The sequence below is a fragment of the Paracoccus sp. BR5-17 genome (assembly GCF_055693925.1).
Map to the genome: position 1 here is coordinate 780,001 of NZ_JBVFUV010000003.1, position 16,175 is coordinate 796,175.

The 16,175-nt window shown below is 69.9% G+C and carries 16 protein-coding genes and 1 pseudogene (1 of these 17 running past the window's edge); 10 read left to right on the forward strand and 7 right to left on the reverse strand.

Annotation, left to right across the window (positions count from 1 at the left end):
* From ACZ1HC_RS05255 to ACZ1HC_RS05270, 4 genes are all read right to left on the reverse strand, one after another.
* Nucleotides 1-481: the 5' portion of a protein-methionine-sulfoxide reductase heme-binding subunit MsrQ gene (locus ACZ1HC_RS05255; RefSeq protein WP_472699044.1), read on the reverse strand. The gene continues 143 nt to the left of window position 1, outside the view; only the first 481 of its 624 coding nucleotides appear in the window; its start codon is at nt 479-481; the stop codon falls past the left edge of the window.
* Nucleotides 481-1,377, reverse strand: a complete 897-nt coding sequence (gene msrP, locus ACZ1HC_RS05260) for a protein-methionine-sulfoxide reductase catalytic subunit MsrP (RefSeq protein WP_472699045.1) — start codon at nt 1,375-1,377, stop codon at nt 481-483. Before msrP ends, ACZ1HC_RS05255 begins: the two co-directional genes overlap by 1 nt.
* Nucleotides 1,378-1,465: 88 nt before the next feature.
* Nucleotides 1,466-3,496, reverse strand: coding sequence for a DNA helicase RecQ (recQ, locus tag ACZ1HC_RS05265; protein WP_472699046.1), 2,031 nt, complete (start codon nt 3,494-3,496; stop codon nt 1,466-1,468).
* Nucleotides 3,496-3,789, reverse strand: a complete 294-nt coding sequence (locus tag ACZ1HC_RS05270; protein ID WP_472700785.1) for a YggT family protein — start codon at nt 3,787-3,789, stop codon at nt 3,496-3,498. Before ACZ1HC_RS05270 ends, recQ begins: the two co-directional genes overlap by 1 nt.
* A 135-nt stretch (nt 3,790-3,924) precedes the next feature.
* Here ACZ1HC_RS05270 and ACZ1HC_RS05275 point away from each other — a divergent pair, with 135 nt between their 5' ends.
* From ACZ1HC_RS05275 to ACZ1HC_RS05300, 6 genes and pseudogenes are all read left to right on the forward strand, one after another.
* Nucleotides 3,925-4,485, forward strand: coding sequence for an acyl-CoA thioesterase (locus ACZ1HC_RS05275; protein WP_472699047.1), 561 nt, complete (start codon nt 3,925-3,927; stop codon nt 4,483-4,485).
* Between the two features lie 43 nt (nt 4,486-4,528).
* Nucleotides 4,529-5,897: pseudogene (locus ACZ1HC_RS05280) on the forward strand (MFS transporter).
* Complete coding sequence (gene mepA / locus ACZ1HC_RS05285) at nt 5,894-6,757, forward strand: penicillin-insensitive murein endopeptidase (protein ID WP_472699048.1); 864 nt, start codon at nt 5,894-5,896, stop codon at nt 6,755-6,757. Before ACZ1HC_RS05280 ends, mepA begins: the two are co-directional and overlap by 4 nt.
* Entirely contained in the window at nt 6,730-7,623 is an 894-nt protein-coding gene (locus ACZ1HC_RS05290) for an esterase-like activity of phytase family protein (RefSeq protein ID WP_472699049.1), read from the forward strand. The genes mepA and ACZ1HC_RS05290 overlap by 28 nt, the downstream gene beginning before the upstream one ends.
* Nucleotides 7,624-7,711: 88 nt before the next feature.
* On the forward strand, nt 7,712-8,314 hold the full coding sequence (locus ACZ1HC_RS05295; protein WP_472699050.1) for a queuosine precursor transporter: 603 nt from the start codon (nt 7,712-7,714) through the stop codon (nt 8,312-8,314).
* A 299-nt stretch (nt 8,315-8,613) separates the two neighbouring features.
* Entirely contained in the window at nt 8,614-9,564 is a 951-nt protein-coding gene (locus ACZ1HC_RS05300) for a DMT family transporter (protein WP_472699051.1), read from the forward strand.
* On the opposite strand, the gene ACZ1HC_RS05305 is transcribed toward ACZ1HC_RS05300, so the two are convergent.
* On the reverse strand, nt 9,548-10,726 hold the full coding sequence (locus ACZ1HC_RS05305) for an acetyl-CoA C-acyltransferase family protein (RefSeq protein ID WP_472699052.1): 1,179 nt from the start codon (nt 10,724-10,726) through the stop codon (nt 9,548-9,550). The two genes, ACZ1HC_RS05300 and ACZ1HC_RS05305, sit on opposite strands and share 17 nt — an antisense overlap.
* 129 nt (nt 10,727-10,855) lie before the next feature.
* On the opposite strand from ACZ1HC_RS05305, the gene ACZ1HC_RS05310 reads away from it, so the two are divergent.
* The 4 genes from ACZ1HC_RS05310 to ACZ1HC_RS05325 all read left to right on the forward strand — a co-directional run bounded on the left by ACZ1HC_RS05310 (nt 10,856) and on the right by ACZ1HC_RS05325 (nt 13,810).
* Nucleotides 10,856-11,215, forward strand: coding sequence for a winged helix-turn-helix domain-containing protein (locus tag ACZ1HC_RS05310; RefSeq protein WP_472699053.1), 360 nt, complete (start codon nt 10,856-10,858; stop codon nt 11,213-11,215).
* A complete protein-coding gene (gene glpK, locus ACZ1HC_RS05315) occupies nt 11,212-12,687 on the forward strand; it encodes a glycerol kinase GlpK (protein ID WP_472699054.1) in 1,476 nt (491 codons plus the stop codon). Before ACZ1HC_RS05310 ends, glpK begins: the two co-directional genes overlap by 4 nt.
* Before the next feature lie 70 nt (nt 12,688-12,757).
* Nucleotides 12,758-13,339: a transglycosylase SLT domain-containing protein gene (locus ACZ1HC_RS05320; protein WP_472699055.1), complete on the forward strand. Its 582-nt coding sequence runs from the start codon at nt 12,758-12,760 to the stop codon at nt 13,337-13,339.
* A gap of 57 nt (nt 13,340-13,396) precedes the next feature.
* Nucleotides 13,397-13,810, forward strand: coding sequence for a PaaI family thioesterase (locus ACZ1HC_RS05325; protein ID WP_472699056.1), 414 nt, complete (start codon nt 13,397-13,399; stop codon nt 13,808-13,810).
* A gap of 130 nt (nt 13,811-13,940) precedes the next feature.
* Here the strand turns inward: ACZ1HC_RS05325 and ACZ1HC_RS05330 are convergent, their stop codons facing one another.
* Nucleotides 13,941-15,098 (reverse strand): TIGR03862 family flavoprotein, encoded by a 1,158-nt coding sequence (locus ACZ1HC_RS05330; RefSeq protein ID WP_472700786.1) that lies wholly within the window; start codon nt 15,096-15,098, stop codon nt 13,941-13,943.
* A gap of 47 nt (nt 15,099-15,145) precedes the next feature.
* Nucleotides 15,146-16,171 carry a DNA polymerase III subunit delta gene (gene holA, locus ACZ1HC_RS05335; protein WP_472699057.1) on the reverse strand — a complete coding sequence of 342 codons (1,026 nt, stop codon included), beginning with the start codon at nt 16,169-16,171 and terminating at the stop codon, nt 15,146-15,148.
* Nucleotides 16,172-16,175: the final 4 nt, after the last annotated feature.

Below are 16,175 nucleotides of genomic sequence, written 5' to 3' on the forward strand. Positions count from 1 at the left end.
GAGGCGCGGCCACATAGGCCAGCCTGTGCAGCCTGCGCCACGCCGCGCCGCCCATCCTGCGGATCGAGGCGTTGTTCGATGTGACGGCCAAGGCCAGCAGCATCAGGAAGGCCGCCATGCCGAAGACCAGATAGGGCCGCTTGACCACGTCCTGCGCCATCAGCCCCCAGAGCAGCGCCATGTCCATGACCGACCACGCCAGCACATGCAGCCCGGCATAGGTGAAGCAGAGAAGGCCTAGGGCGCGGCGGAAGCGCATGAAGCTGATCCCGGTGATGCGCAGCACCGGCGTCACGGCCAGGCTTGCCACCAGGAAATACAGCGCCGTCCGGCCCAGCCGATGTTCGATGTCGCGGATCGGGTCGATCCCCAGGCCCCCGTTCAGCGTGTCCCAGACCAGCAGTCCCAGGGGCACCAGCCCGCCCAGCCACAGCGCCCAGACGGGAATCGCCCGAAGCCACCCGTTCACGGCGGCCCGCATCAGTAGTCCCTTGCCAGATCCATCCCGGCATAGAGCGACGCCACCTGATCGCCGTAGCCGTTGAACATCTGCGTCGGCTCGCGCCCGCCGAACAGGCCCGCGCCGATGCGGCGCTCGGTCGCCTGGCTCCAGCGGGGGTGGTCGACCTGCGGGTTCACGTTGGCGTAGAAGCCGTATTCCGACGGCTGCATCGCCTGCCAGGTGGACACCGGCTGACGGTTGGTCAGGGTGATCTTCACGATCGACTTGATGGACTTGAAGCCGTATTTCCACGGCACCACCAGCCGGATGGGCGCGCCGTTCTGGTTGGGCAGCACGTCGCCGTAAAGCCCGGTGGCCAGGATCGTCAGCGGGTGCATGGCCTCGTCGATCTGCAGCCCTTCCTTGTAGGGCCAATCCAGAAGCGGGCTGGCCTGGCCGGGCATCTCCTCGGGGCGGTAGAGCGTCTCGAAGGACACGAAGCGGGCGCCGGGCTGCACGCCGGCCTTGTCCAGCACGCCCGCCAGGGGAACGCCGATCCAGGGAATCACCATCGACCAGGCCTCGACGCAGCGCAGGCGATAGATGCGTTCTTCCAGCGCATTGTCCGGAGCCAGATCCTCCACGCCATAGCGTCCGGGCCGATCCACTAGGCCGCCGACCTCGACCGACCAGGGATCGGTGGTCATGGCGCCCGCATAGCGCGCGGGATCGGTCTTCTCCATGCCGAATTCGTAGAAGTTGTTGTAGTTGGTGATCTCTTCCAAGCTGTTCGGCTTCTGGTCCGTCGAATAGGCTGACGGCTTGCCGGTCAGCGCCCAGGCCGGCGCGGCCATCGCCGCGGCGCCTGCCGCGATGAAGGCGCGGCGGTTGAGGTAGTCGGCTTTCGGCGTGACATCGGACCAGCGAAGTTTCATGACACTCTCCCCAGGGGTTGCAGCACGAGGATAGTGATGCAGAAACGCCCGGGGCAGGGCATCACGTTCACTTTACACTGACGGGCCATCAAGCCGCTGCGATCTCGCGCAGGAAGGCGGCGCCGAAGCGGTCCAGACGCGCCGGGTCCAGGTGGCGCGCCAGGCCCGCCTCGTCTGCGGGCCGCGCCTCGGCGATGCGGCGGATCTGGGCGGTGGAACAGGACAGGGGCTTTTCCGTTCCGTCCGGCCCGCGCAGCAGATCGGCCTGCACCGCCACCAGCCGGTCGAACAGCGCGCCTTCCGGCCGGCCCGCCAGTTTCCGGCGCTGCGGGTGCATCTGGGGCACCTCGCCTGCAATCACCGACAGGAAGGCGCGGCCATAGCTTTCCAGCTTCTTCGCGCCCACCCCGCCGACCTGCGCCATCTGGTCCAGGGTCTGAGGGCGCTTCTCGGCCATCTCGATCAGGGTGCGGTCGGGGAAGATGACATAGGCGGGCACGCGCGCGGCCTCGGCCAGCGCGCGGCGCCTGGCCTTCAACGCGGACAGCAGCGGCTCGTCCTCCTCGTCCACCTGGGTGCGCAGCACCGTGGCGGGCCTGCTGGCCGTGGTGTCCTGGCGCAGGATCACGCTTTCCTCGCCCCGCAGCACCGGATGGGCAGCCTCGGTCAGGCGCAGGGCGCCGTGGCGTTCGGGGTCGGGGCGGCAGAGATCGCGGCCCATCATCTGCCGGAAGATCGCCTGCCACTGCGCGCGGCCCTGGTCGCGTCCGACGCCGAAGGTCGGCAGCCGGTCATGACCGCGCTCGCGCACCTTCTCGGTGGCGGTGCCGGTCAGGATGTCGATCAGGTGCGCGGCGCCGAACCATTCGCCCGAGCGCAGGATGGCCGACAACGCCTTGCGCACGGGCTGGGTCGCATCGAACAGCCTGGGGGGCGTCTGGCACAGGTCGCAATTGCCGCAGTCTTGCGCCAGTTCTTCTCCGAAATAGGCCAGCAGCCTGCGGCGGCGGCAGCCGGTCGCCTCGGCCAGGCCCAGAAGCGCGTTCAACCGCGCATGGTCGGCCGTCTTGCGGGCGGGCTCGGCCAGACCCTCGTCGATCTGGCTGCGGCGCAGGCGGATGTCGTCGGGACCGTAAAGCGTCAGCGTGTCGGCAGGATCCCCGTCGCGGCCCGCCCGGCCGATTTCCTGGTAATAGCCCTCGATGGTCTTGGGCAGGTCGGCGTGCAGCACCCAGCGGATGTCGGGCTTGTCGATGCCCATGCCGAAGGCGACGGTGGCCACGACGATCAGCCCGTCCTCGCGCTGAAACCGCGCCTCGGCCTCGCGGCGGGCGTCCGGGTCAAGGCCCGCGTGATAGGCGATGGCCGGGTGGCCCGCCTCGCGCAGGGCCTGGGCCAGGGTTTCGGTGCGGGCGCGGGCGCCGCAATAGACGATCCCGGACTGTCCGCGCCGGGCGGCGACATAGGCCAGCACCTGACGGCGCGGGCTGTCCTTGGGCTGGAAGGCCAGCCGGATGTTCGGGCGGTCGAAGCCGCGCAGGAAGGTCACGGGCTCCTGGCCGCCGAACAGCCGGGTGACGATCTCGGCCCGGGTTTCCACGTCCGCCGTGGCGGTGAAGGCCGCCAGCGGCACGCCCAGGGCGCGCCTCAGATCACCGATGCGCAGGTAGTCAGGGCGGAAGTCATGGCCCCACTGGCTGACGCAATGCGCCTCGTCGACGGCGATCGCCGTCACCCCGGCGCGCCGCAGCAAGGGCAGCGTCCCGCCCGAGGCCAGCCGTTCCGGCGCCATGTAGAGCAGCTTCAGTTCGCCCCGTGACAGCGCCTGGAACACCGCGTCGGTTTCCGCGTCGGTGTTGCCGCTGGTCAGCGCGCCCGCCGCGACGCCCGCCTCGCGCAGGGCGCGGACCTGGTCGCGCATCAGCGCGATCAGCGGCGAGATGACCACCGTCACCCCCTCGCGCATCAGCGCGGGCAACTGGAAGCACAGCGACTTGCCGCCCCCGGTGGGCATGATCGCCAGCACCTCGCGACCCTGGGCCACGGCCTCGACGATCTCTTGCTGGCCGGGGCGGAAGCCGTCGAAGCCCCAGACCTGTCGCAGCAGATCCGCGGGCATCACATGCCGTAGAAGAAGCCTGCGTTGTTCGCCAGGGCGCGCTGCAGGATGATGATGATGATGAACAGGACCAGGGGCGCCAGATCCAGCCCGCCGGTGTTCGGCAGCACGTTGCGGATCGGGCGATAGACGGGCTCCAGCAGGCGGTTCAGGCCGTCCCACAGTTGCGCCACCAGCGGCTGGCGCAGGTTCAGCACCTGGAAATTGATCAGCCAGGACATGATGATGTGGACGATCATCACGAACCACACCACCTGCAGGATCAGTTGCAAGGCCTCGTACAGCGTTCCCATCAGGTCCTCTTTGTCGTGTTCGGGGTTGTTATGGGGATGCGGGCGGTGCTTCGCAAGCAAGTTGCCGCAGCGTTCGTGGTTGACGATCGCGTGGGCCGGGGCCACGCCCTGCACCAGCCAATCGAAGGATCCGCGATGTATCCCCTGTTCCGCTTCGCCAAGGAGATGGTCAAGTTCCGCAGCGCCCCCCGGCTGGGGGTGACGGGGACGCATGTCTCGACGCATGTCTGCTGGCCCTGGGATCTGGATCCGTGGATCGAGCTGAACAACGGCCGCACCCTGACGCTGTTCGACCTGGGCCGCATCCCGATGGCGCAGCGCACCGGCCTGATCCCGGTGCTGCGCCAGCGGGGCTGGGGCATCACCGTCGCGGGCAGTTCGGTCCGCTACCGCCGCCGCATCAGGATGTTCGAACGCTTCACCATGTTCTCGCGCGTGGCGGGCTGGGACCAGCGCTTCCTCTACATGGACCAGTCGATGTGGAAGGGCCGGGACTGCTGCAACCAGGTGCTGATCCGCGCGGCGATCACGTCCCCGAACGGCATCGTGCCCCCGCCCGAGGTGATGGCGGCGCTGGGCGCCCCGGCCGAAAGCCCGCCCCTGCCCGGCTGGATCGCCGCCTGGGTCGAGGCCGACGCCCAGCGCCCCTGGCCGCCCGAGCTTGGCCCTGACGCAAAAGCCCACTTGTCAGCCTGACGCCGCTTCGGCCTTATGACGCGCCAACGGCGCGCGAGGGGGGATGGACCGAAAACGGATCTGGGGCTGGTGGTTTTTCGACTGGGCCAGCCAGCCTTTTCATACGCTTCTGCTGACCTTCGTCTTCTCGGTCTATTTCGCCGAGGTCGCGCAACGCCATTTCCTGGTGATCGGCGGCGATCTGCGGCTGGCGGGGGCGCAGGCGCAGGCGCTGTGGGGATACGGGCTGTCGGCCGCGGGCATCGTCATCGCCCTGGGCGCGCCGATCCTGGGGGCGATCGCCGACAGTTCGGGGCGGCGGATGCCCTGGATCTGGTTCTTCTCGATCCTCTATGTGCTGGGCTCGGCGGGCCTCTGGACGCTGATGCCGCAGCAGCCCGCGCTGGTGCAGGCGGTGGTGCTGTTCGGCATCGGCCTGATCGGCGTCGAATTCGCCACGATCTTCACCAACGCCCTGCTGCCGGGCCTTGCGCCCCCCGCCGAGATCGGGCGGCTGTCGGGGTCCGGCTATGCCTTCGGCTATCTGGGCGGCGTCGTGTCGCTGGCGGTCATGCTGGCGTTGTTTCAGGAAACGCCCGGCGGCAGGACGCTGATCGGCATCGACCCGCTTTCGGGCTGGACCCCGCCGCGCGCGAGGGCACGCGCTTTGTCGGGCCCTTCGTGGCGGTCTGGTATGTCGTCTTCATGATCCCCTTCTTCCTGTGGGTCCGCGAACCGCGCGGCCCCCGCCGCCCCGTCCGCATCGGCGCCGCCATGGGCGACCTGTGGGCGCTGATCCGCAGCCTGCGCCACCGCAGAAGCCTCGCCGCCTGGCTCGCCTCGTCGATGCTGTCGCGCGACGCGCTGAACGCGCTTTACGGCTTCGGCGGGGTCTATGCCGGGACGGTGCTGGGCTGGCCGGTGTTCCTGGCCGGCGTCTTCGGCGTCGTCAGCGCCGTCGCCGCCGCCGCCGTCAGTTGGGCGGGCGGGCGGGCCGACCGGCGGTGGGGGCCAAGGCCGGTCATCATCGCCGCCACCCTGGTCCTGACCGCCGTCTGCGTCGTGGTGGTCGGCATGACCCGCCAGACGCTGTTCGGCCTGCCGCTGCCCCAGAACCCGGCCCTCGGGCGCCTGTACGTGCCCGATCTGGTGTTCTTCCTCTGCGGGGCGCTGATCGGGGGGCGGGCGGCGCCCTGCAGGCCGCCAGCCGCACCCTGATGGTCCGCCACACGACACCCGACCGCGCGACCGAGGGCTTCGGCCTTTACGCCCTGTCCGGCAAGGCCACCGCCTTCCTGGCCCCGTTCCTGATCGCGCTGGTCACCGACATCAGCGGGAACCAGCGTCTGGGCATTTCTGCGCTGATCGCGCTTTTTATCCTGTCGCTGATCCTGCTAGTCTGGGTCAAACCCGAAGGAGAGGTAGAGCAGTGATCCGCAAAATCCTGGCCGCCGCCGCCATCGTGGCCGGCCTTGTCGTGCCCGCATCGGCCGATCCCTTGGCCAAGGACGTCTTCGGCGGCTTCCGCGCCGCATCGCAGGGGCCTGCGGTGTCCATCGGCTTCTATTCCCGGGGCTGCGGGCAGGGGTTCGTGCAACTGCCCGAAACCGGCCCAAGCTGGCAGGCCATGCGCCTGTCCCGCAACCGCAACTGGGGCCATCCGGAACTGGTCGATTTCCTGATCGGCCTGTCGCGGGCCGCCCAGCAGGCCGGCTGGCGCGGGCTCTATATCGGCGACATGAGCCAGCCGCGCGGCGGGCCGATGACCTCGGGGCACGCCAGCCACCAGCTGGGGCTGGACGCCGACATCTGGATGCTGCCGCCCTCGTCCCTGAGCCTGTCGCCGCGGCAGCGCGAGAACCTGTCATCGGTATCCATCACCGATCCCCGGGGCGTCGGGCTGACGGATGTCTGGAACGGCGGGCACATGTCAATCATCCGCGCCGCCGCCCGCGATCCGCGCGTGGAACGGATCTTCATCGACCCGGTCGCCAAGGTGGCCATGTGCCAGATGGAACGCGGCGACCGGGCTTGGCTGCGCAAGGTTCGTCCGATCAACGCCCACAACTATCATTTCCATGTCCGGCTGGCCTGCCCCCGCGGGTCGATCTGCGACCGCCAGGATCCGCCGCCCCCGGGCGACGGCTGCGCCGAGGCCGCCGAATGGATCAGGAACCGCATCGACCCCGGCCGCGTGGCGCCGACGCCGCCCGACCCGGACTATCGCCACCCCCGGACCTTCCGCCTTTCCGAATTGCCCCGCCAATGCCGAACCGTCGCCGGCGCGCCCTAGGCGGGCTGCTGTCGCTGTTGCTGATCGCGGCCGCCGCCCCGGCGCCGGCCGTGTCGCTGGACTATGTCGGCACCTTCGTGTGGTCGGCGGGCGACGACAGCTTCGGCGGCTTTTCCGGGCTTGAACTCAGCGCCGACGGCAGCCGCTTCCATGCGCTGACCGACCGTGCGCATCTGTACTGGGGCAGCGTCGACCGCGATTCCCAGGGCGTGATCCGGGGCATGAACATCGCCGGGCGCGCGCATCTGAAGAACCGCCAGGGCGTGCCCCTGAAGCCCGGCTATCACGGCGACAGCGAGGGTCTGGCGATCGGCGAGGATGGCCGGATCTGGATCAGCTTCGAGGGGCTGAACCGCGTCTCGCTCTATGCCGATCCCGACGCGGTCCCGGCCCGCCGGCGCCTGCCGCCCGACCTGCCCTGGATGCGGGTCAATTCGGGGCTCGAGGCCTTGGCGATCCGCGGCGACACGCTCTATGCCGTTCCCGAACGGTCGGGGGTCGAGGCCAGGCCCTTCCCCGTCCTGACCGTCCGCGACAACCGCTGGGGCCGGGCCGGAGAGGTCCGCCGCGATCCCCGCTGGCTGCCGGTGGGGGCGGATTTCGGGCCGGACGGCTGGTTCTATCTGCTGGAACGCGACTTCCAGGGCATCCTGGGCTTTGCCTCGCGCGTGCGCCGGATGCGGCTGACCGAAACCGGCCCCGCGGACGAGGAAATCCTGCTGACCACCCGGCCGCTGCAATACGACAACCTGGAAGGAATCGCCGTCTGGCACGACGGCCAGGGGATTCGCCTCACGCTGATCTCGGACGACAATTTCCTTTTCGTGCAGCGCACCGAACTGGTCGAATACCGGCTGCGCGATTGACAAGGCGGCGGCGCTGCGCATAAGCGCCCTGTCCCGCAGGGTGCGGGGCCGAGTTGTTCCGCGACCTTGTAAAACGGAAAAGCCATCCATGACCCGCCATCTGCCCGGCATCCTTGCCATGGCCAGCATCGTCCTGGCCTCGAACATCCTGGTGCAGTTCCCGATCGGCCCCTGGCTGACCTGGGGCGCCTTCACCTATCCCTTCGCCTTCCTGGTCACCGACGTGATGAACCGCGTCCACGGCGCGGCCGCGGCGCGACGGGTCGTGCTGGCGGGCTTCGTGGTGGGCGTCCTCTGGTCGCTGTTCGCCGCCGGGCTGGACCAGACCACGCTGCGGATCGCCGTCGGGTCGGGCGTGGCCTTCTTCGTGGCGCAGCTCTCGGACATCGCCATCTTCGACGCCTTCCGCAACCGCCGCTGGTGGGTGGCGCCGTTCCTGTCGTCGCTGATCGGATCGGCCCTGGACACGGCGCTGTTCTTCGGCATCGCCTTCGCCGCCAGCCTGCCCCACGACGCCAACACCGGCTGGGCCAACGAGGCCGTTCCGCTTCTTGGTCAAGGACCGCTCACCGCGCTGTGGGTTTCGCTGGCAACTGCCGATTGGCTGGTCAAGATCGGTCTGGCCCTACTGGCGCTTGTGCCTTTCCGCATCATCGTCCGCAATTTGTTGCGCAACGGCCGAACAATCTGATTGACTCGACCCCGATCTGTGTCACGCTTCCCCCATACGGCAACACATTGAAAGGAGGTGGTCCAGTGTCGAGAGTGATATTGGAGAGAGGTGTCGGAACAGTCGGGGGGGCCGTGGCCTGAGGGCAGCCCCGAGGGTCGTAAACCCTGATTGGGACCGGAACATCCGCCATCCCTAACCGGACCATCTCCGTGGATCTCGCGGGCCGCCTCGATCCGGGGCGGCCCGTTCCCTTTGGGGCCGGGGCCGGCGCGTGACCGCATTGGCGGCTTGCCTTGGCCGCGCCGATGGGCGAGTGCTTGGCCGTTCGCCGCAGCAAGGTCCGGCCATGTCCCACAACACCGCACGCCTCGGGCCTGCGTTCAACCTGCGCGGCGCGCTGTTCATGGTGCTGTCGATGGCCGGTTTCGCGATCGAGGATTCTGCTTCTCAAGATCGCCGCCCTCAGCCTGCCGCCCGGCCAGATCCTGATCACCTTCGGCATCTTCGGCACCGCCATCTTCACCCTGCTGACCCTTCTGGCGCACGAGCCGCCCGTCACCCGGGCCCTGCGGGGCCGCGCGATGGTGCTGCGGTCCCTGTCCGAGGTCACGGGCCGGCTGTTCTTCATGCTGGCCATCGCGCTGACGCCGCTCTCGACCGCCTCGGCCATCCTGCAGGCGACGCCGCTGGTGGTGATGATGGGCGCGGCCCTGCTGTTCGGGGAACGCATCGGCGCGCGCCGCTGGCTGGCGGTGGCCCTGGGCTTCGCGGGGGTCCTGCTGATCCTGCGCCCGGGAACCGACGGCTTCGGCCCGCTGTCGCTGCTGGCGGTCATGGCGATGCTGGGCTTTGCGGGGCGCGATCTGGCCACGCGCGCCGCGCCCGCGTCGCTGTCCTTCCGGCAGCTTGGCGTCGCGGGGTTTTCCATGCTGATCGTGGCGGGACTGATCGTCCTGCCCTTCGGCCATCCGCCTGTGGCCCCCGACGGCCCGACCTGGGCGGCGCTTGCCGCGGCCTCGGCGACGGGCGTCTGCGCCTATACCTTCCTGACGGTGGCGATGCGCACGGGCCAGGTCGGCGCGGTGACGCCCTTCCGCTATACCCGTCTGGTCTTTGCCATGATCGCGGGCGTCCTGGTCTTCGGGGAAAGCCCCGATCGCTGGACGATCATCGGCAGCGCGGTGATCGTCCTGGCCGGGATCGTGGCCCTGCGCCTGTCGCGGCAAGCCGGCCGGGCGCAGGCCGTGGGCGTCACACCAGTTCGATAGCCAAGGCGATGCCCTGCCCGCCGCCGATGCACATGGTGACCAGCCCGCGCTTGCCGCCGATGCGCTCAAGCTCGTAGAGCGCCTTGACGGTGATGATCGCGCCGGTCGCGCCGACCGGGTGGCCCAGGGCGATGGCGCCGCCGTTGGGGTTGACCCGCGCCGGGTCCAGGCCCAGCCCCTTGTTCACGGCAAGGGCCTGCGCGGCAAAGGCCTCGTTCGATTCGATCACGTCGAAGTCGCCCGCCGACAGGCCGGTCTTATCCAGCAGCTTCTGGACCGCCGGGATCGGGCCGATGCCCATCACCTCGGGGCGCACGCCGGCCACCGCATAGCCGATGATGCGCGCCCGCGGCGTCAGCCCGGCCGCCTGGGCGGCGTCGGCCCGCGCCAGCACCACCGCCGCGGCGCCGTCGTTGATGCCGCTGGCATTGCCGGCCGTCACGCTGCCGTCCTTCTTGAAGACCGCCTTCAGCCCGGCCAGCTTGTCCAGGCTGGTCTCCTTGGGATGCTCGTCGGTGTCGAACATGACCGGACCCTTGCGGCCCTTCACCTCGACCGGAACGATCTGGTCGCGGAAATGGCCCGCGGCGATGGCCGCCGCGGCGCGGCGCTGCGATTCCATCGCGAATTCGTCCTGCGCCTGCCGGCTGATGTCGTGTTCGGCCGCGACGTTTTCGGCCGTCACGCCCATGTGGCCGGTGCCCATCGGGCAGGTCAGGGCGCCGGTCATCATGTCGATCACCTTCTGGTCGCCCATCTTGGCCCCGAACCGCGCCGAACTGATGGAATAGGGCGACCGGCTCATGCTTTCGGCGCCGCCCGCCACGGCGAAATCGGCGTCACCCTGCATCAGCGCCTGCGCGGCCGAGACGAGGGCCTGCACCCCCGACCCGCACAGCCGGTTGACATTCATCGCGGGCGTCGTGTCGGGAACGCCCGCGTCCAGCATGGCCACGCGCGACAGATACATGTCGCGCGGTTCGGTGTTGATGACATGGCCGAAGACCACCTGCCCGATCCTGTCGGGGGCAAGGCCCGCCCGTTCGATCGCGGCGCGGGTCACGGTGGCGGCCAGGTCGATCGGCGGGACGGCGGCCAGGCTGCCGCCGAAGGTGCCGATGGCGGTGCGCGCGCCGGACAGGATGACGATGTCGTTGGTCATGACGGAACTTCCCCTTGTTGTCGGCCGCAGCATAGGCCGCGCCCCCCGCCCGCCAAGCGCATCGTGGCGTCGTTTGCGCCGGCCCTGCCCCTGTGGCTAACCTGCGGCAAGGACAGGAACCGAATCGCCATGGACAGGCACGGCCCCCGCATCAAGCTGCGGCTGGAATACGACGCTCCGCTGGTGCTGGGGCCGGGCAAGGCGCGGCTTCTGCGGCTGATCGGGCAGCATGGGTCCATCTCGGCCGCGGGCCGCGCCATGGGGATGAGCTACAGGCGCGCCTGGACCCTGGTCGAGGAGATGAACACCGCCTTCGCCACCCCCCTGGTGGACAGCAGCCGGGGCGGGCCGGGCGGCGGCGGCGCCGTGGTCACGCCCGCAGGCCGGACGGTCCTGTGCCACTACGAATCGCTGGAACGGCTTTTGCGCGACAAGGGGGCGGCCGACCTTGCCGCCATCGGCGCCCTGATGAAAACGGAGGAACCATGACGATACTGGCGATGGATCAGGGAACCACCTCGTCCCGGGCGCTTGTGTTTCGCGACGACCTGACGGTGCAGGCCAAGGCCCAGCACGAGTTCCCGCAGCATTTCCCGCGCTCGGGCTGGGTGGAACACGATCCCAACGACATCTGGACCAGCAGCGCCGGGACCGCGCGGGCCGCCATCGAGAAGGCCGGCGCCCCGCGCATCGACGCCATCGGCATCACCAACCAGCGCGAGACCGTGGTCATCTGGGACCGCCAGACCGGGGAACCGATCCACAACGCCATCGTCTGGCAGGACCGCCGCACCGCCGATGTCTGCGACCGCCTGCGCGACGAAGGGGCCGAGGATCAGGTCACCGGCACCACCGGCCTGCTGCTGGACCCCTATTTCAGCGCCACCAAGATCGCCTGGATGCTGGATCATGTCGAAGGCGCGCGCGACCGCGCCCGGGCGGGCGATCTGGCCTTCGGGACCGTGGACAGCTTCCTGATCTGGAAGCTGACCGGCGGGCGGTCCCATGTCACTGACGCCACCAATGCCAGCCGCACGCTGCTCTACGACATCCGCAAGGGCGACTGGTCCGACGACATGTGCCGCCTGTTCGGCGTCCCCCGCGCGCTGCTGCCCGAGGTCCACGACAGCGCCGATGACTTCGGCACCACGCGCGCCGACCTGTTCGGCCGCGAGATCCCGATCCTGGGCGTGGCCGGTGACCAGCAGGCCGCGACCGTGGGACAGGCCTGCTTCCGGCCGGGCATGATGAAATCGACCTACGGCACCGGCTGTTTCGCGCTGCTGAACACCGGCGATCAGGCGGTGCGGTCGCAGAACCGGCTGCTGACGACGATCGCCTATCGCCTGGACGGCAGGACCAGCTATGCCCTGGAAGGGTCGATCTTCATCGCCGGGGCGGTGGTGCAGTGGCTGCGCGACGGCCTGCGGCTGATCCGCGACGCGAAGGAGACGCAGGATCTGTCCGCCAAGGCCGACGACAGCCAGCAGGTCATCCTGGTCCCCGCCTTCACCGGGCTGGGCGCCCCCCACTGGGCGCCCAATGCGCGCGGCGCGGTCTTCGGGCTGACCCGCAACACCGGCCCCGCCGAATTCGCCCGCGCCGCCCTGGAAAGCGTAGGCTTCCAGACCCGCGACCTGCTCGAGGCGATGCGCGCCGACTGGCCGCAGGCGGGCGAGGCGGTGCTGCGGGTCGATGGCGGCATGACCGCAAGCGAACCGGCGATGCAGTTCCTGGCCGACATCCTCGGCGCGCCGGTGGACCGGCCCCGCAACACCGAAACCACCGCCCAGGGCGCGGCCTGGCTTGCGGGCTATCGCGCCGGCCTGTGCCCCGGCCCCGACGACTATGCCCGCGCCTGGCAGCTCGACCGCCGCTTCGAACCCGCGCTGTCCGACCAGGATCGCGACAGCAGGTATGCAGCCTGGAAAAGGGCCGTGCAGGCGGTGCTGGCGGTGTGATCTTCCGGCTTTGTGATTTCAACCGCCCGTGATTTTCCGTAAGATCGCCCCAAAACGACAAGAGGGCAGGATGAGCAGGCTTCTGAAACTCGCGATCGTCGGGCTGGTCGCGTCATGCGGCGGCGGCAATTATTCGGCGCCGCGCCAGCTGGACAACGCCTGTGCCATCGTGGCGGAACGACCGGCCTATTATCGCGCCATGAAGGCCTCCGAACGCAAATGGGGCATTCCCGTCCATGTGCAGATGGCCGCGATCCATCAGGAATCGAAATTCGTCGGCGACGCCCGCACCCCGCACCAGTACGCGCTCGGGGTGATTCCCATCGGCCGCCAGTCCAGCGCCTACGGCTATTCCCAGGCGCTTGACGGCACCTGGGAGGAATACCAGCGCGAAACCGGCAACCGCCGCGCCCAGCGCGACAACATCCGGCACGCCACGGACTTCATGGGCTGGTACATGCACAACTCGACGCAGCGGCTCGGCATCTCGAAATGGGATGCGGCGGGGCAGTATCTTGCCTATCACGAAGGCCGGGCGGGATTCGCGCGGCAATCTTATCTGGGCAAGCCCTGGCTGGTGCGGGTCGCCGCCCAGGTGGGCCAGCGGGCGCAGATGTATCGCGCGCAACTGGTGTCCTGCCGCAAGGCCTGAACCCTTGCCCTTCCCCGTCGGGCGGGTTGATATGCCCCGGCAACCGAAGGAGCCGCCATGACCGACCACCGCATCAGACGCGATGCCTGCGACCAGCCGGAATACGCCATCCACATCGGCGCCCGCCTGGTCAGCGCCACGCCCGACCGGGTCGAGTTCGAGATGCCGGTGACCCACGTGCTGGCCAACCGCAACGGCGTGCTGCACGGCGGCGCCATCATGGGGCTTGCCGACAATGCCGGCGGGACCGGGACCTTCCTGAACCTGCCGGAAGGCAAGACCACCACGACGCTGGAAAGCAAGACCAACTTCCTGCGGCCGATCCGTCTGGGCGACGTGGCCCGGGCGGTCAGCCTGCCCCTGCACATCGGACGCACGACGCAGATCTGGCAGACCACCATCAGCCGCGGCGACGGCAAGACCGCAGCGATCGTCACCCAGACGCAGTTGATCATCGACTGGAAGGGCTAGGGGCGGCCAGACCCGCCACCAGGCCAGCGCGTCCGCCGCCGCATCCGCCCTGACCTGCCTGCAATGGCCCATCCCGGCGGGCCGCCGTCTCCCTTGTCCAAGCCTCGTTCCCGCCAAAGGCGCGGCGCGATCAGCCGGATCCCGCCGCGGCCAGCCGCGCGGCGGCCGCCTGTCCGGCCAGCAGGCCGCTTCCCAGGCAGGCGGTCAGAAGATAGCCGCCGGTCGGCGCCTCCCAGTCCAGCATCTCGCCTGCGGCGAAGACGCCGGGCATGGCGCGCAGTTCCTGTCCCTCGGCGAGGGAATCCCAGGTGACGCCCCCGGCGGAGGAGATCGCGCCTTCCAGTCCCATCGGTCCTGCATGGCGCAGGGGCAGGGCCTTGGTCCGCGCGGCCCAGCCTGCAGGATCGGCGGGATAGGGCTTGCCCCATTCCAGCAGCAGCGCGACCCTGAGCGGATCCTCCAGAACCCGCCGCAGCCAGTTGCCCAGGGACAGCCTGCCCCTGGGCCGCGCGAAGCGCGCCGCCAGGGCCGCAGCGTCCAGATCGGGCGCCAGATCCACGAAGCCCGCCGCACCGTCGCGCAGGGCAGCCGAGATCTCGTAGATGCCGCCGCCCTCGACCCCGTGCCGGCCGACGATCCATTCGCCGCGGCTGGACAGATCGCCCGCGCGCAGGGCCGTCCCCTTGACCGCCGCGCCGAAATGCCGCGCCATGGGCGGCGACCAATCCACGCGAAAGCCCATGTTGGCCGGCCGGAACGGCGCCACCCCCACCCCTGCCGCCCGCAGCCAGGGAACCCAGGCGGCATCCGATCCCAGCCGTGGCCAGCTTGCCCCGCCCAGCGCCAGCACCGCCACGCGGGGCCGCAGGATGCGCGGACCCTGCGGGGTCTCGAACTGCCATCCGCCGCCGATCCATCGCCAGCGGGTCCGCACCTCGACCCCGCCCGACCGCAACCGCGCCAGCCAGGCCCGCAGCAGCGGCGAGGCCTTCATCCCGACCGGAAACACCCTGCCCGTAGAGCCGGTGAACAACTCGATCCCCAATCCCCGTGCCCAGGCCATCACCTCGGCGGGACCGAAGGCCGCTTCTTCTTTGTCCAAATACCCCGGGGTCCGGGGCAGAGCCCCGGCTTCTGCCCGGAACCGTCTCGCGAACTCCGCCAAGGGCTCGTCCCTGGTCAGGTTCAGCCCAGACTTGCCCGCCATCAGGAACTTGCGCGCCGGCGTGGGCATGGCCTCGGCTACCAGCACGCGGCGTCCCGGCGCGGCCAGCGCCTCGGCCGCCATCAGCCCGGCAGGGCCCGCGCCGACCACCAGGGCATCGACCGCCTCGCTCACCGCCGCCCCCGCGTCATGGCCAGGCGGATCAGCGCGCGCTCGACCAGGGCCATCTGCGGGGCGCGGGTCGATCCGCGCAGCGTCAGGTCGCAGTCCAGCAGCGACCGGACGGCTTCCTCCAGGGGCCCCATGCCCCAGGCCTGGGCCTGGCGGGCCATGCGGTCGCGGCGGGGACCGAAGACCGGCGGGCGCAGCCGGGACAGCGCCACGCCCGGCCCGCCGGGATCGGCCGCCGCCAGATGCAGCGCCCGGAAATGGCGCAGCGCCGCGATGCAGAGCGTGACCGGGTTCACCCCCTGCCCCTCGATCCGCCGCATCATCGGGCCGAACTCGGCCTCGCGGCGTTCGGCCACAATGTGGATCAGTTCGTCCAGATCCGCCTCGATGGTGGCGGGGGCCATCAGCGCGACCTCCTCCGGGGTGAGGGGGGCAGGATCGCTGTGCTTGTAAAGCCCGATCTTCTCGATCGTCTGGCGCAGATCCCCGGGATCCAGCGCGCGGGCCAGCGCCATGATGTCCCTCATGGCCGGGGCCGGCACCTCGCGCAGCCCCGCCTCGGACAGCCAGCGCGACACCTCGTCCTCGGCCGGGGGATCGTCATAGACGGGCGCGGCGACGGCGGCCGGATGCGGCTCGAACAGCTTGCGCAAGGCCGAGGTCCTGCCAAGCCCGGCCGCCGTCACCACCATCACCGCGTCGCCCGGCTTCCAGGCGGCCAGGGCCGCGCCGACGGGTTCGGCCGCGGCGTCGGGCGCATCCTCGACCAGGACGACCCGCTGGCCGGGAAAGAAGCCCACCTCCTTCAGCGCGTCCAGAAGCTGCGCGGGATCCTTGCGCAGCCCGCTGCCCGCCAGCCGGGTCAGGCGCATCTCCTCCTCGGCATTTTCGCCCAGCAGGGCCTTGACCGCCTCGGCCCGCTTCATCGCGACGCGCATCGCGTCCTGGCCGTGGATCAGCAGCGCCGGGCGCGAGGGGTCCGGCCGCGCCAGATAGCGCGCGATCTCGGCGCCCTTCAGGATCATGCGC

Coding starts and splice junctions, on each gene's coding strand:
- ACZ1HC_RS05310 (WP_472699053.1), top strand. CDS start 10,856: ATGGACAGGCACGGCCCCCGCATCAAGCTGCGGCTGGAATACGACGCT.
- ACZ1HC_RS05290 (WP_472699049.1), top strand. CDS start 6,730: ATGCCGAACCGTCGCCGGCGCGCCCTAGGCGGGCTGCTGTCGCTGTTG.
- holA (WP_472699057.1), bottom strand. CDS start 16,171: ATGATCCTGAAGGGCGCCGAGATCGCGCGCTATCTGGCGCGGCCGGAC.
- ACZ1HC_RS05330 (WP_472700786.1), bottom strand. CDS start 15,098: ATGGCGGCCGAGGCGCTGGCCGCGCCGGGACGCCGCGTGCTGGTAGCC.
- ACZ1HC_RS05295 (WP_472699050.1), top strand. CDS start 7,712: ATGACCCGCCATCTGCCCGGCATCCTTGCCATGGCCAGCATCGTCCTG.
- ACZ1HC_RS05320 (WP_472699055.1), top strand. CDS start 12,758: ATGAGCAGGCTTCTGAAACTCGCGATCGTCGGGCTGGTCGCGTCATGC.
- ACZ1HC_RS05275 (WP_472699047.1), top strand. CDS start 3,925: ATGTATCCCCTGTTCCGCTTCGCCAAGGAGATGGTCAAGTTCCGCAGC.
- ACZ1HC_RS05305 (WP_472699052.1), bottom strand. CDS start 10,726: ATGACCAACGACATCGTCATCCTGTCCGGCGCGCGCACCGCCATCGGC.
- glpK (WP_472699054.1), top strand. CDS start 11,212: ATGACGATACTGGCGATGGATCAGGGAACCACCTCGTCCCGGGCGCTT.
- ACZ1HC_RS05270 (WP_472700785.1), bottom strand. CDS start 3,789: ATGGGAACGCTGTACGAGGCCTTGCAACTGATCCTGCAGGTGGTGTGG.
- recQ (WP_472699046.1), bottom strand. CDS start 3,496: ATGCCCGCGGATCTGCTGCGACAGGTCTGGGGCTTCGACGGCTTCCGC.
- ACZ1HC_RS05325 (WP_472699056.1), top strand. CDS start 13,397: ATGACCGACCACCGCATCAGACGCGATGCCTGCGACCAGCCGGAATAC.
- msrP (WP_472699045.1), bottom strand. CDS start 1,377: ATGAAACTTCGCTGGTCCGATGTCACGCCGAAAGCCGACTACCTCAAC.